Here is a 13,579-nt window from a genome sequence, read left to right as displayed (position 1 = left end):
TGGCGGAATGGGATAGGTTAGGTTAGTTTGACCTCAATCCGAATTGACTCGTGACTTTTGGTATAGTAAAACTACCTTCTCGATAATGTGATTTGGAAAATGTGTTGCGAACGGTCTGAAAAATGTTGCGAACGGTAGGAATTAACTTACAACGTTAAATTCCTAACTAAACTTCGATTCCAGCGTTATTTTGATGTCGTCCCACAATCTGCGCGATACAGGAATTTCCTTTTCGTTAATATGTATAGTATGTGAGGACCAGCCCGTTACCTTCTCAATGTTCACCGCAAAGGAGCGATGGGTTTGTACGAACCTCATTTCCTCCATTTCATCAATGAGGTCTTTCAGGGAGCTACGCTTAAGCCATACTTTCTCGCGGGTATGAATCTCAGTGTAGATATTCTCTGCCTTTAAAAACTCTATGTCGTCAGTGTTAATACGGACGTGCGTGTTTCCTTTTCGAACGACAACAGAGGACTGTTCGTCATCGATATTTTCCGCGGTCATTTCGATGGCCACGTATAAGTCCTTTTCAGTGAAAGGCTTTACGACGTATGATCCGGGACGGACAGCCTTAGCCAAGCTCAGGGTTCGTTTGTCGGAATAGGAGGTCAGGAAGAAGAAGGGGATTTGTTTCTCGTAGAGAATCTTCCCCAGTTTGATTCCTTCATCCCCATGTTTGAGGTTGATATCTAGTATGGCCAAGTCGAACCCACCTCTATAGATGCATTCTTCTGCTTTCGCAATGCTACTCGCAGAGGCGACCACATGGTGACCCAGGTCTTCCACCATACCAATAATCGTTTCAGCCAAAATTCTCTCGTCTTCTACAACGAGGATGCGCAGGTTTTCAGCCATTGTTCTCAGTACTATATTTCAGAGTAAATGTGGAAAGAGATTCATTGTTATTGTATTCAAGTTGAATGCCCAGGTCTTCACTCAACACATGAATTAGTTTCATACCCAACGTGGTATTGTTCTTTAGGTCTACCTCTTCCGGCAGACCAGGGCCGTCGTCACTGACGGTTATTTCCCAAGTATTTTCATTTATCACCTTTCCTTTTACTTCAATAATACCCTCTCTATCCTCGTCGAAGGCATATTTAAGTGAATTGGTCAGCATTTCGTTTATGATCATGGCCAGCGGAACGGCCTTATCTATTTCAACAATGATTCCTTCGCACTGAATGGTCCACGTCACATTATCAGTATGTTCCGTGTACATGGTCATCAAGCTTGGGGTAAGCTCTTCTAAGTACGACTGTAAATCAATTTGAATGATGTCATCCGTTTGATAGAGGCCCTTGTGGATGGCCGACATGGCTTGAATTCGGTTGCGTGTGTCGTGCAACGCCCTTTTTGCTTCGGCAGACGATAGCGAGCGCTCCTGTAAATAGATCAGTCCGCTGAGGTTGGCCAGATTGTTCTTTACTCGGTGATGAAGCTCTCTATAGATGATGTCTTTCTGGTCAAGCGCATGTTCCAGATTTTTGTTGGCTTCTGCGGTGAGATCTTTCTGTTGGGCCAATGTTCGGTTCAGACTTTTTGTGCGCCAATAGAACCATGTGATGAAGGACAAACCAATTATACTCACAATGAAGAGCACTACATAAAGCTTGTTCTTAGACTTTTCTGCCTCGTAGTTCTTCTCAACCGCTGTTTTGGCATTGGCCGTGGCCATTAGTTCGTTCCTGGCAGATTGAGTCCCTAGTCGAGCCATGGTCTCCGCATGCTTATCGTCAAAAATCTGTCGAACGAAGGCCAAGCGATATTCGTGGTATTCTCTGTAGGCAGCATACGCCTCCTTGTATTTGCCCTGTAGCTCGTACATCTGGGCCAGACTGGAATAGGCGTCCGCAAGAATTATATTCCAACCTCGTTCCTTTGCTGTCTCAATTACATGGTTGAGTCGCTCAGAGCACGCATCAAAATCTTTCTGAATAATCAGCGCCCTGGCAATGTTAATTTCCGCGTTGATGTAATCTCTCGTATAGCCTAAAGAATCTAGCAGTGATGCAGATTGTTGGAAGTAATCCATCGACCCATCTTCGAGAGCGAGGTGTAGGATGTAGCCGTAATCTAAAAGTGCCCAAGCTTTCTGCCACGGTGTGTTCGCTCTTTCGGCGTATTCGAAGCTCTTCATCAAATCCGCCTTCACTGTTTCGGTCGAATCATCATCCCATAGTTCGGTCCAAATCGCAGCCTTTCTATGATAGAATCTTGAAACATATTCGTCTGGAACCTGATGGTTGACCTGATAAACCTGAAGCTGCTTGATGTACTCAGTAGCTTCCATCCAAGATTCATTTCCTCTATAGTGCTCGGCCAAATCAATGAGTGTCATGTATACTCCAGACTCATTCTCGATTTTGGAAAAGACACTTAAGGCGGAATCAAGAGATAGTACGGCTCTTGCATCCTCAGCTCTTGCACGAAGTACACGCGCATTCAACAAGAGTAAGTAGCCGATTTCGTCCTCCGGAGGATTCTTATCGAAAGTCAGCTTTACGTATCGGAATGACTCAGAATAGTCACCTACCAAGTAGTTCGCAAGTGCACAAGAATATAAGTCAAGCCAGGCATCACTGCTATCGCAAGAAGTAAAGTCCCGGGCATTCTTATGCACCAACAGCCTACGCTCTTCAATCTCAGGTTGACCGAAGCTAGCGAAGGATAACAATAAGGAGAGAATTGTCAGTAGGGTAGGTTTTCTCACACTAGAAAGATAACTCATGAAACCAATTCAATTCAACTTTTTTGAACGAATCGTGAAAATTTTACTCCTCAAGTTTTTTAATTGGATCGAGGTAGAACATCTTCTTCCAGCCTTGAGGGGCGGCATCGATTCTCCATGGATATGGAATAGGCGTAAAGATGGAGTAGTGCAGATGAGGTGCTTCGCCCGCAGCATTGCCCGACGTGCCTACGGTTCCTATTGGAGTTTCATCGCTTACGAGGTCAAATCGTTCGCATGTGATTTGGTCGAGGTGAGCGTAGTAATGCAATCGCCACTTTGGACCGAGAATAAGGACAGCTTTTCCGCCTCTTGACACCTCGCCTTGATACACCACAACTCCGGATGTGGAAGAGTGAATAGGTGTTCCAGTACTGGCGAATATATCTACCCCTTTATGCGTTCCGCTCCTTCCCCACGGGTAATACCAAAACGATTCCGAGTTGTAATCTGCTCTAGTGGCGCCTTGCACGGGCATCGTCACTTTTTCGGGAAGGAGATATCCCATCACTAGAACAGTGAGGATGGTCCAAAGAAGTCTTTTTCGAAATTTCTTAAAGCTGAATTTCATGAAGAAAGATTACCTGCCAAAGTACAACGCCATGGGCTCAAAGTAATTTTCTTCCCAACCTTGAATGTAACGCTCGCCTTCTTTTGAGAGATTTGAATGCTTGAGTATAAGTGTTGTTCCACCGGCTTGCTCCTCAAATTCGAGCTCCAATAATGAATCTTCGTCGCTCTGATCGAAGTCGGATGTTCTCCACGATTGAACAATCTTGTTGAAAGGCTTAAGCTCTAGATTCGTGCCCGTAATATAACCGTCCCAAGCTGTGAATTTGTCACCAACCTTCTGTCCTATAACTGCCTCTCCGCCAGTCATTTTAGTGTGTTCGGAACTCGATAACCAAGCATTGTATAAGGATGAGGGAGATGCCTGAAATTTGGCTTTCAGTGTGAAGTGCATGGAGAGGGGGTTTTTAGTTGGTATCTCAAAAGTAACAACTTCTGGATTTAACCCGATGATGTTAGTAGGATTTTAATCATTGATTTCATGAAGAATTATCATGCGCTTAACCAAATAGAAATAAAGCTGGAAGACCATGAGTCAGTGTCTATCTTTGTGTGATATGAAAGAGGAGAGTCTCCATTACGAAGTACCCGCCGAAGGTTCATTGGCCATATTAGCGCTTGGAGCTGTTGGCGTTCGAGCGTGGCGAAAGGCCAAGCAAAATCAATCTGATAATCAGAAGGATGAAAAAGCCTAAACTCCTCGTCATTGGCTGGGATGCCGCAGATTGGTCGGTTTTAAATCCACTTTTGGCAAATGGCAAAATGCCATCGACAGCCGCGTTAATTTCCCGCGGTTTTCGAGGAAAGCTTGCCTCCATTCAACCTATGCTTTCGCCTTTGCTCTGGACGTCCATAGCTACTGGATATCGTCCGCATGACCACGGAATTTTGAACTTCGTTGAACCGGATGGAGTAGGCGGTGTACGCGCAGTAAGAGGTTCTTCAAGAACGAAGTTGGCATTTTGGGAAATCTTAAAGGAGAATGACATCAAATCGAATGTGATTGGTTGGTGGCCATCGCACCCCGCAGAGGATACTGGGGCCGTGATGGTTTCAAACTTTTTCAACCATTCTCCAGATGACACCCTTTCACCTCTCGATTCAGAAGCAGTATTTCCAAAAAGCCAGACGGAAAACTACGCCGAACTTAGAGTACATGTTCAGGAAATGACAGCACGCATATTGGCGCCCTTTTTTCCTGATGCAAAGGAGATTGACGGTTCGGACCCAATCTTATCCGGAGTGGCAAAGATTGTCGCTCAAACCGCATCCACCCACGCGGCAGCCACAGAGGCCATGGAAAGGGAAGAGTGGGATGTTACTGCGGTGTATTATGATGCTATCGACCACTTCAAGCATCTGGCCATGGAATACCATCCACCGAAGGCTGATGGTGTGTCAGATGGCGATTACCAAAAGTATCATGCAATCGTCGAGGCGGGGTATAGGTTTCACGACATGATGTTAGATCGATTGCTCTCGCTGGCAGGGGATAATTGCCACGTGCTGCTCGTATCAGATCACGGCTTTGCACATGAAGAAGAACGGCAGCGAAAGATTCCAGATCTACCTGGAGGTCCAGCTCAAGAACATCACCCCTATGGTGTGCTTATTGGCGCTGGCCCGAACTGGAAATCACAAACGGTTTACGGCCATAGCCTTCTGGATATTTGTCCAGCAATTCTTCATCTTTTTGGTTTACCTGCATCGGAAGGTATGGCTGGCCGAACGCCACTTAACTGGTGGAAGGAGACCCGAATTATCGAGCGTATTTTGAGATCGAATCGAAATGCGGTTCATACAAGTGGATCAGACGATAGTCTCCTCGAGGATTTAGATCAACTTGGATATGTGAAGCTTCCAGAAGATAGAGCGGAGGCTTTGAGGATGGTGAAGGCCGACTCGCGCTATCACGAAATCACCTCGCTGTTGGATGCTGGACATATTCAAACCGCCCTGCAACGGGCAGAAACACTTTGCCATGATTTTCCCAATGACCCAAGATTTGCTTACCAACGCTTAGGTATCATTTGGATGTTACAGTCGAGCGATATCGATTCAGAATTGGCGGAGATAAAAGGAAAATTCCCTTCTCCGGCTATGGACTATTTTCAAGGTCTTCATGCCCTACAAAATGGATTTCATTCCAGCGCTTTGGAGCACTTTGAGAAATTGGTGCACAGTGTGGATTTGTCTCCAGGAGTTCTTCAATCTGTCGGCAAGGCACTTATACAAGCTGGGAGAATTGATGAAGCGGTAGAGTGGTTGTTGCCAATTCATGACACATATTCGCGTTGGCCAGAATCTTCGCTGCTTCTCGCCCAAATCGAATACGACCGAAATCAGCTAGAACGTTCACTGGACTTCGCATTAGAGGCAATTCGAAGGAGATACTTTACTCCGGAGGCGCACCTGTTGGTCGCAAGAATAGCACGTCAAATGGGAGAGCTAAAAGCCTCGGAAGCTGGATACCAAGTCTATCACCAACTTGTTCCCGACGACTTGCCTACGATTGTGGAATGGGTCAGCTTACTCAGAGCCCTAGACAAGAATAGGGAAGCGAACAACTTGGAAGCTCGATTACAGAGGGTTCCTGTCACCGTCATCGTTTCAGGAATGCCGCGATCCGGGACTAGCATGATGATGCAGATGCTAGAGGCGGGGGGATTAGAGGTTTATTCAGACGAGGCTAGGCAGCCGGACACGCATAATCCCAAAGGTTATTTGGAAGCTGAAAAGGCGGCACATCTACACATCGATAACCGTTGGCTGAGTGAAACGAACGGGAAGGCTGTCAAGGTAGTTACCCCTCAACTCGAGCAACTTCCCGGTAATCGTCAATACAGAATAATTTGGATGAAAAGGCCTACTTCAGAAGTTGTCATTTCTCAAGAGTTGATGCTGGGCAAGACTAGAAAGGATATTCAGAAGTACTTTCCCTTTGCAAAAGCGCTCGCGTTAGAGCAAACAGAGAATGAAGTATTGATGAAGATGGAGGCTCAGGGAAACATTTCCATCTGCTTGGTGGAGTACCATGACTGTCTAGAAAATCCGCAATCTGTCGCATCTCGAATAGCCAGTTTCCTTTCAGATGTCTCGAGCGAAGAATTGGACATTTCCAAAATGATTGAAAGTGTAGATCCTTCGTTATACCGTTCTCGTCTATAACTCCGTTGGAGGTACCATCAATTTGACGCATCTTTGTGCTCCATGAAAGATCAGAACAAGAAACTTCAACAATACACAGCATTGGCTACAACCGTACTAGGGGCGGGAGTTGCGAATGGCCAGATTGTGTATACCGATATTGCCGATACGACCATCGATACCCACAAGGGGTATTACGATTTGGATATGGATAATGACGGCTCTCCGGATTTCCGTATTCAACAGTACCTCGATACGGGGAGTACAGGATTGATTGACGCGATTATGGTCACTCCATTCGACAGCCTTTACGGCCGCACAATGGGAGAGTTGGAGAACGGTTTTTCCTATCCTTTCAGGTTGGTGCCTGGAGATAGCATTGGCCTGAGCAGTGAATGGCAGGGCAATACAGACGAACAGCGCGGTTACCTGGTTTTTCAATACAATGGAACACCGTATCCAAATTCGAATTGGAAGGGGCCTGTAAACAATGGCTATCTCGGTCTGAGAATCTTTAAGAACACAGGATTCCACTTTGGGTGGGTTCGTTTGGATATCGCAGCGGATAACCGAAGTTTTATTGTGAAAGACTTCGCTTACAACTCTACTGGGAACGAAGGTATGTTGGCGGCCGAGCCTACTATTTCTATTGTTGAGAGAATGCTTGAAGATCTCACCGTAGGCCAGAGTGGAACCACGCTTTACTTAGAAAAGCCTGAGTCGTACGGTGCCATCGAACTTAGAGTTCTGTCTATGGATGGAAGGGAGATGTTGACTGATACTTGGGTAGATACGTACCAAGAGCTTTCTGTGAGTGAACTTCGCAATCAGGCAATATTGGTGGAGTTCACGTACCGTGGAGTGCGTCACACCAAGAAGATTCTTCTTTTGGAGGATTAAACAAAGCCTCTCACAGACTGTTATCCCGACAAATCCAATCGCTGAGATTGTGAATCCTTGAACAGCCCTTGAAAGCAGGCCTTTACACTTGCTTAAGGCGCTTGTATTCGCTATCTTCGCGACCCTTAGAATCACGACTAACGTAAACAAAACCACATGGTATTTGATCTTGACATGATACGCGACTACTATGCTGATTTGCCAGCTAGAGTAGAAGCAGCCCGCAAGGTCTTGGGACGTCCAATGACTTTGGCTGAGAAGATTTTGTATTCCCACCTTTGGGATGGCAAGGCAACTGAAGCTTTCGAAAGAGGAAAGTCTTACGTTGAATTCGCTCCAGACCGCGTAGCAATGCAAGATGCTACAGCACAGATGGCTTTGCTCCAGTTCATGCAGGCTGGTCGTGATAAAGCAGCCGTACCATCTACTGTACACTGCGACCACTTGATTCAAGCTCGTGTAGGTGCTGATAAGGACCTTCAAGAGTCAATGAATAAGAACAACGAGGTATTCAACTTCCTTTCATCTGTTTCAAACAAGTATGGAATTGGATTTTGGAAGCCAGGAGCTGGTATCATTCACCAAGTAGTGCTAGAGAACTATGCATTCCCAGGTGGAATGATGATTGGTACCGATAGCCACACTGTAAATGCTGGTGGTTTGGGCATGGTTGCCATCGGAGTAGGTGGAGCAGATGCTGTTGATGTAATGGCTGGAATGCCATGGGAGCTTCGTCAGCCAAAGCTTATCGGTGTTAAGCTCACAGGTAAGATGAGTGGATGGACTTCCGCAAAAGACGTAATTCTTAAGGTGGCTGGTATCCTCACCGTGAAAGGTGGTACCGGAGCGATCATCGAATATTTCGGCGAAGGTGCTAAATCACTTAGCTGTACTGGTAAAGGAACCATCTGTAACATGGGAGCTGAGGTAGGTGCTACTACTTCTACTTTCGGTTATGATGACTCGATGGAGCGCTACTTGCGTTCAACAGATCGTAACGATGTCGCTGATTTGGCGAACGGCGTGCGTGAGCATCTTACAGGTGACGACGAAGTTTACTCGAACCCTGAGCAATACTTCGATCAAGTAATCGAAATCAATCTTTCTGAGTTGGAGCCGCATTTGAACGGTCCATTCTCTCCAGATATCGCTACTCCAATCTCTAAGTTGGGAGATGTTGCTCGCGAAAATGGATGGCCACTAGATATCGAAGTTGGACTAATCGGTTCTTGTACGAACTCTTCGTATGAAGACCTTACACGTGCCGCTTCAGTAGCTACTCAGGCGAAAGAGAAAGGCATCAAAGTAAAGAGCGAGTTTACCGTAACTCCAGGTTCTGAGCAGGTACGCTTTACTGCTGAGCGCGACGGAATCCTTCATGACTTTGAGGAAATTGGCGGAAAAGTATTTGCAAATGCTTGCGGTCCATGCATTGGTCAGTGGGCGAGAGCAGGAGCTGAGAAAGCCGAGAAGAATACAATCGTTCACAGCTTCAACAGAAACTTCGCAAAGCGTGCCGATGGTAACCCGAACACGCACGCCTTCGTAGGTTCACCTGAATTGGTGACCGCCATGGCGATTGCCGGAACATTGGACTTCAACCCGCTTACAGATACGCTTACAACAGAAAGTGGTGAGCAGGTGAAACTCGACGAGCCAAGCGGAATCGAGAATCCAGAGAAAGGCTACGCAGTAGAGGACAACGGATATCAAGCACCAGCGAAAGATGGTAGCAGTGTTGAAGTTGTTGTAAAAGAAGGATCTGAGAGACTTCAGCTTCTCGATCCATTCTCGCCTTGGGACGGAAAGAATATATCTGGTGCCAAGTTGCTCATCAAAGCGGCAGGCAAGTGTACGACCGACCATATCTCAATGGCAGGTCCGTGGTTGCGTTACAGAGGTCACCTCGATAACATCGCTAACAACACACTAACTGGAGCGGTGAACGCTTACAACAGCGAAACCAACAAGGTGAAAAACCAATTGAACGGCACTTACGGTGAAGTTCCTGCGGTACAACGTGAATACAAAGCTGCCGGAATCCCAACTATCGTGGTTGGTGACCATAACTACGGAGAGGGTTCTTCCCGTGAGCACGCTGCAATGCAGCCACGCCACCTCGGTGTTCGTGCCATCCTAGTGAAGAGCTTTGCGCGTATTCACGAAACAAACTTGAAGAAGCAAGGAATGTTGGCTTTGACTTTTGACAATGAATCTGACTACGACAAGATTCAGGAAGACGATACCATCAACTTCCTAGATTTGGAAGCATTCGCTCCGGATCGTCAGCTTACGCTAGAGTTCGTTCACGCAGACGGATCAAGTGATCAAGTGAAAGTAAATCACACATACAACGAGCAGCAGATTGGCTGGTTCAAGGCTGGTTCTGCACTCAACCTTATCAAGCAGCAGAACGCATAATTGAAAGGTTTATAAAAAGAAAATCCCAGCCGCGAGGCTGGGATTTTTTTTGCTCTAGTGATTCGGTCGCCATCAGAACATGAAGCCAATGCTCAATCGTGCTTTAATCACAATTGGCACCTCATTTCCGAAATGCAGGAAGTTGTAGGTTGTTGAAGGAAAGGCATCAAAATCGTCGACGTAATCAATTACGTCCTGATTGTTCTTAAACTCATCATCGCTTACGGAAGAAGTTCTGAATCCGTACCCAGCACCGATGCTGTAGTCTAGCAAGATTCTTTCACCGAAAACGTACTGCTTACCGTAACTTACGATAAGTGCACCTGCGAAGTTGGAAGTGCGAACGTCTTGGTACTGGTAAAACCCGTTATTGTCGTAATAACCCACCATCTCGTCTACACCATAGAATGAAGTAGCCGCTTCTAGCATGAGGTATGATCCCATCATTCGGTGTGCACGCTTCTGGCGCTCGAGATAATAAGAAGGGCTAGTCATGAACTTATAGCCGAAGTTCAAACCAAGACCTGCTTGGTTAGACTCGTAAGGATTCAGGCCAAGTCCAATGATGTTTGCCGAGGCCATAATCGATCGTCCCGGTCTTAAGTTCTGCTCGTACTCTACGCGGAAGCTACCCATTACAGGGGTGAACATTCCAACCTTGATTCCTCTGCTATACTGCTCCTGGTAAGGAACTGTGCGGAATTCAAGAGGATCGCTCTCGAACTTGTACATTCGACCATTTTCCATGTCGATACGAACGATTTCAGACTTATCTACGGTGATACGAAGATCATCGCCAGTTTCTGAATACGTCACTTCGTGTACTCCAATTTCGTGAACAGTTCCTTCGATGAGGTCACCGTTTCGAAATTCGATAAGGTCTTGTGCCTGTGCAAAATAGCCCAGAGAAAGGGCCATTACTGCAAAAAGGAGTTTTGAGAGTTTCATAAGTATTGGTTTAATGATATACGAATGTACATCAAGAATTTAACCAAAATGTTAACTCACCAAAGAATTAGTAAACGGCGGGTTTTCAGTGCTTATCGAAAAAGGCATCAAGGATGATGGCCAAAGCACGAACGGTGAAGGCGATTGCTACGAACATGAGGATGATGGCCGCTGCAGCCCATATCCAATTGCCCTCGCGCATTTCGGGAGCGCCCTTCCAATAATAGAAGGCAGGTCCAAAGAAGTAGAATGGAAAGGAGATGGCCAGAATATTCAGGCCTTTCATCAATTTAGCTTTATCCGTAGGCATAGGACAAAATTCAGCGAATTGAATGAAGAAAGAAAGGGTTTCCAATTTTATTTTGAAAACCCTTTCGCAATGTGTTATTCGCCATAAAGGCAATCGAGCCAACGCTCTTCGGAGAGATAATATGTCTCATTCGAGAATACTGGCATACTGCTCATAATACACTCATCACCATCTTCATCGATCATTTTAAAATCGTAGTTACCGGCTGGGAGTGTCAATGTAAGTCGGTTTCCATCGGCTAGAATATTACTACCGAGGTGATCGCTTCCCCAATTCGTATCCGAGCTAAGCGAAGCATATACATACGTGATGTCCCAACCACTGTTGTTCACTAAGGTCACTTGATGAACTGCACTAGTAGACTCATCTGGGAAAAGGCAGTCTAGCCATTCTTCTCTTGTGATAGATACTGTTTGGCTTCCTGATATTTGGATATCCTCTAGGATGCACTCGTCTCCATCTTCATCAATAAATTTGAAGTCGTACTCGCCGACAGGTAATGAGAACGAAAAGCTCGAACCTGTTTCCAGGATATCGCTTCCCAAGTGGTCGGTTCCCCAAGTGTCGCTGGAGGTTGAAGAGGCGTAAATGTATCTGATATCCCATCCACTTTCATTGTAAAAAGTGAGGTTTGCTGAACTTGAGCTGCTCGATGAGGTGGTGGTGCTAGAGCCTTCATCAGGGAACAAACAGTTTAACCATTCATCGTTGCTGTAGTTGAGAACGACGTCACCTGAAAGTCTCAGCCCCATTTGGGTGCAGATATCTCCATCCTCATCAACAATCTTCAAATCATAGGTTCCTGCAGAAATCAGGAATGAAATCTCTTCACCCGGGTTGAGCAATTTCGACCCAAGTCGGTCATTGCCCCAATCTTCAGAATCAGAATCTGAAATGTAAACGTTCATAAACGTGTACTCAGAGTTGTTCGCCAACGTAAAGTTGATCATAGGAGTGGCGAAACTCAGTGTGGGTAATACAATGGCTATAACCAGCCAGTTCAAGTAGCGTTGTACTCTCATCACTATTAAATGTTAGGTTAGTTGCAAGTGGGTGTGGTCGCTCCCACCACATAAAAATAACGAAAAACTGGTTTAGAGAGATTCTAAAAACGTGCCAGAATGCTATTTCTAGTTGAAAGGGTTTGGTTTCCACATTCTTATGATCATCAAGAAGGGTACGAGTAAGTAGGGCAAGTTCGTGAAGAAGTAGTACATGGTGTCCGGCTGTTGCACGAGTGGCAATTGACTCCAGCCCTCTGTTGCCCACCAACCGAACATCCCTTCGGACATGTACGTAATCATTCCGTGTGTAAGCGCACCGCCATAAATTAGTCCCGGTACTCGAATGCTGTTCCAACCTTTGACGAAACCAAGTACAAAGAAGATGTAGAGCGGCAGCCAAATAAACGCCGAGATCCATGCGCTCACTCTTACCTGAGGTGGGTTCACAATGAGGAGCGGATCTGCCTTCGCGGCGTAGTTTGTATAGATGAATCGCTCTACCGCGTAACTGCTCTCTGGGTCAAGCTGACCATTAAGGCCGTTGACAGAATCTGTGACAATCGATGTGATTGTGAAGAAGGTAAATGCGATGATGAAGAACCAATCGCCCTTGCGCTGTCTCAGTGGTTTTGGAAGTCGTTTCATTTTGAGAATCTTTTAGGGAGGAGCATTCCTGTATTTGCAACATATTCTTGCCAGCCAGGTTTGTGAGCTTGACGTTTCTCCATCATTGGAATACTGATGAAAACGAACATCAATACCATAGAAAGTGGACAAAGGATCCCTGGCCAGAAAGGCATTCCAGCATCCAAGCCGAATAAGTAGACGGAAACCCACAGTAGTATTTCACCGAGATAGTTTGGATGCCGAGAGTACTTCCACAATCCACTTTTATTCACCCCACCAGAACGTCGCCTTCTGAATTGGTGCATTTGATAGTCGGCTGTGCCTTGTAGCAGGACCGCAGCTAAACCCACTACAGTTGCTAGAATGGTTAACCATCCCACGTGGTACGAAGCATTATTAAACACATAAATGGCGGGGATGAACGCAATGAAAACCATAAGAGTGGGGAAGAGATGAATGCCAAAGAAGTTGACTAGTGGATATGCCCACTTTGACTTTTCTCTTAGTGCTGTATACCTCCAATCTTGATGATGTAAACCTGGCCACGTGTAGATCCAGTTTCCTGTGAGTCGCACAGACCACGCTACAATCACAAACGTGATGAGAATTTCATTCCAATGCAGTTCGTATCCCGAGTTAAGGAGTGGGAGCACAAGGACAAAGTACAAAGGAGCCACGCTCCAATACGCATCATACATACTTGAGTTACGTGCAAGTATAGAAGCGATGAAGATGACGACAGTCATCCATAGTGTCGCATAGAAGATGATATTGTAAATAGGAGGGAGGGGGAGTTCCAACATCGTCAATACCCTGAATACAGGGTTTTGAGGCCAGTTGAATAACTGAATGAAAGAATATGGTGCAAGTATGTACCAGAATAGAACGGTGAGCAATCCAATAAATCTCTTCCCCATG

The 13,579-nt window shown here is 45.9% G+C and carries 13 protein-coding genes; 4 read left to right on the top strand and 9 right to left on the bottom strand.

Annotated elements, in window-relative coordinates; all coding sequences use genetic code 11:
* Positions 1 to 162: 162 nt before the first annotated feature.
* From F8C67_RS03740 to F8C67_RS03725, 4 genes are all read right to left on the bottom strand, one after another.
* On the bottom strand, positions 163 to 858 hold the full coding sequence (locus F8C67_RS03740) for a LytR/AlgR family response regulator transcription factor (RefSeq protein ID WP_151666449.1): 696 nt from the start codon (positions 856 to 858) through the stop codon (positions 163 to 165).
* Entirely contained in the window at positions 851 to 2,716 is a 1,866-nt protein-coding gene (locus F8C67_RS03735) for a sensor histidine kinase (RefSeq protein WP_170266349.1), read from the bottom strand. Before F8C67_RS03735 ends, F8C67_RS03740 begins: the two co-directional genes overlap by 8 nt.
* 61 nt (positions 2,717 to 2,777) lie before the next feature.
* The gene (locus F8C67_RS03730) at positions 2,778 to 3,305 is read right to left on the bottom strand and encodes a M23 family metallopeptidase (protein ID WP_223277501.1); all 528 of its coding nucleotides are present in this window, start codon (positions 3,303 to 3,305) and stop codon (positions 2,778 to 2,780) included.
* Between the two features lie 9 nt (positions 3,306 to 3,314).
* Positions 3,315 to 3,698, bottom strand: a complete 384-nt coding sequence (locus F8C67_RS03725) for an SRPBCC domain-containing protein (protein WP_151666447.1) — start codon at positions 3,696 to 3,698, stop codon at positions 3,315 to 3,317.
* 163 nt (positions 3,699 to 3,861) lie between these two features.
* Here F8C67_RS03725 and F8C67_RS14275 point away from each other — a divergent pair, with 163 nt between their 5' ends.
* From F8C67_RS14275 to F8C67_RS03710, 4 genes are all read left to right on the top strand, one after another.
* Positions 3,862 to 3,999 (top strand): hypothetical protein, encoded by a 138-nt coding sequence (locus F8C67_RS14275; protein WP_170266348.1) that lies wholly within the window; start codon positions 3,862 to 3,864, stop codon positions 3,997 to 3,999.
* The gene (locus F8C67_RS03720; RefSeq protein ID WP_151666446.1) at positions 3,986 to 6,472 is read left to right on the top strand and encodes an alkaline phosphatase family protein; all 2,487 of its coding nucleotides are present in this window, start codon (positions 3,986 to 3,988) and stop codon (positions 6,470 to 6,472) included. Before F8C67_RS14275 ends, F8C67_RS03720 begins: the two co-directional genes overlap by 14 nt.
* Before the next feature lie 42 nt (positions 6,473 to 6,514).
* The gene (locus F8C67_RS03715; protein ID WP_151666445.1) at positions 6,515 to 7,351 is read left to right on the top strand and encodes a hypothetical protein; all 837 of its coding nucleotides are present in this window, start codon (positions 6,515 to 6,517) and stop codon (positions 7,349 to 7,351) included.
* Between the two features lie 156 nt (positions 7,352 to 7,507).
* Positions 7,508 to 9,772 carry an aconitate hydratase gene (locus F8C67_RS03710; protein WP_151666444.1) on the top strand — a complete coding sequence of 755 codons (2,265 nt, stop codon included), beginning with the start codon at positions 7,508 to 7,510 and terminating at the stop codon, positions 9,770 to 9,772.
* A 72-nt stretch (positions 9,773 to 9,844) separates the two neighbouring features.
* Here F8C67_RS03710 and F8C67_RS03705 read toward each other — a convergent pair whose 3' ends face one another.
* The 5 genes from F8C67_RS03705 to F8C67_RS03685 all read right to left on the bottom strand — a co-directional run bounded on the left by F8C67_RS03705 (position 9,845) and on the right by F8C67_RS03685 (position 13,578).
* A complete protein-coding gene (locus F8C67_RS03705; RefSeq protein ID WP_151666443.1) occupies positions 9,845 to 10,720 on the bottom strand; it encodes a DUF3575 domain-containing protein in 876 nt (291 codons plus the stop codon).
* Positions 10,721 to 10,805: 85 nt separating this feature from the next.
* Positions 10,806 to 11,030 carry a DUF6095 family protein gene (locus tag F8C67_RS03700; RefSeq protein WP_151666442.1) on the bottom strand — a complete coding sequence of 75 codons (225 nt, stop codon included), beginning with the start codon at positions 11,028 to 11,030 and terminating at the stop codon, positions 10,806 to 10,808.
* A 74-nt stretch (positions 11,031 to 11,104) separates the two neighbouring features.
* The gene (locus tag F8C67_RS03695; protein WP_151666441.1) at positions 11,105 to 12,052 is read right to left on the bottom strand and encodes a hypothetical protein; all 948 of its coding nucleotides are present in this window, start codon (positions 12,050 to 12,052) and stop codon (positions 11,105 to 11,107) included.
* 108 nt (positions 12,053 to 12,160) lie between these two features.
* Positions 12,161 to 12,679 carry an EXPERA domain-containing protein gene (locus F8C67_RS03690; protein WP_151666440.1) on the bottom strand — a complete coding sequence of 173 codons (519 nt, stop codon included), beginning with the start codon at positions 12,677 to 12,679 and terminating at the stop codon, positions 12,161 to 12,163.
* Positions 12,676 to 13,578: a DUF1295 domain-containing protein gene (locus F8C67_RS03685; protein ID WP_151666439.1), complete on the bottom strand. Its 903-nt coding sequence runs from the start codon at positions 13,576 to 13,578 to the stop codon at positions 12,676 to 12,678. The genes F8C67_RS03690 and F8C67_RS03685 overlap by 4 nt, the downstream gene beginning before the upstream one ends.
* Position 13,579 lies beyond the last annotated feature (1 nt).

Origin of the sequence: Phaeocystidibacter luteus, from assembly GCF_008933115.1 — a bacterium.
Lineage (GTDB): Bacteria > Bacteroidota > Bacteroidia > Flavobacteriales > Schleiferiaceae > Phaeocystidibacter > Phaeocystidibacter luteus.
This window is presented reverse-complemented; position numbering and strand designations above follow the sequence as displayed.

What these genes read in the sequence shown, in the direction of transcription:
- F8C67_RS03740 (WP_151666449.1), bottom strand. Translation starts at nt 858, where the DNA reads ATGGCTGAAAACCTGCGCATCCTCGTTGTAGAAGACGAGAGAATTTTG.
- F8C67_RS03730 (WP_223277501.1), bottom strand. Translation starts at nt 3,305, where the DNA reads ATGAAATTCAGCTTTAAGAAATTTCGAAAAAGACTTCTTTGGACCATC.
- F8C67_RS03725 (WP_151666447.1), bottom strand. Translation starts at nt 3,698, where the DNA reads ATGCACTTCACACTGAAAGCCAAATTTCAGGCATCTCCCTCATCCTTA.
- F8C67_RS14275 (WP_170266348.1), top strand. Translation starts at nt 3,862, where the DNA reads ATGAAAGAGGAGAGTCTCCATTACGAAGTACCCGCCGAAGGTTCATTG.
- F8C67_RS03720 (WP_151666446.1), top strand. Translation starts at nt 3,986, where the DNA reads ATGAAAAAGCCTAAACTCCTCGTCATTGGCTGGGATGCCGCAGATTGG.
- F8C67_RS03715 (WP_151666445.1), top strand. Translation starts at nt 6,515, where the DNA reads ATGAAAGATCAGAACAAGAAACTTCAACAATACACAGCATTGGCTACA.
- F8C67_RS03710 (WP_151666444.1), top strand. Translation starts at nt 7,508, where the DNA reads ATGGTATTTGATCTTGACATGATACGCGACTACTATGCTGATTTGCCA.
- F8C67_RS03705 (WP_151666443.1), bottom strand. Translation starts at nt 10,720, where the DNA reads ATGAAACTCTCAAAACTCCTTTTTGCAGTAATGGCCCTTTCTCTGGGC.
- F8C67_RS03700 (WP_151666442.1), bottom strand. Translation starts at nt 11,030, where the DNA reads ATGCCTACGGATAAAGCTAAATTGATGAAAGGCCTGAATATTCTGGCC.
- F8C67_RS03695 (WP_151666441.1), bottom strand. Translation starts at nt 12,052, where the DNA reads ATGAGAGTACAACGCTACTTGAACTGGCTGGTTATAGCCATTGTATTA.
- F8C67_RS03690 (WP_151666440.1), bottom strand. Translation starts at nt 12,679, where the DNA reads ATGAAACGACTTCCAAAACCACTGAGACAGCGCAAGGGCGATTGGTTC.
- F8C67_RS03685 (WP_151666439.1), bottom strand. Translation starts at nt 13,578, where the DNA reads ATGGGGAAGAGATTTATTGGATTGCTCACCGTTCTATTCTGGTACATA.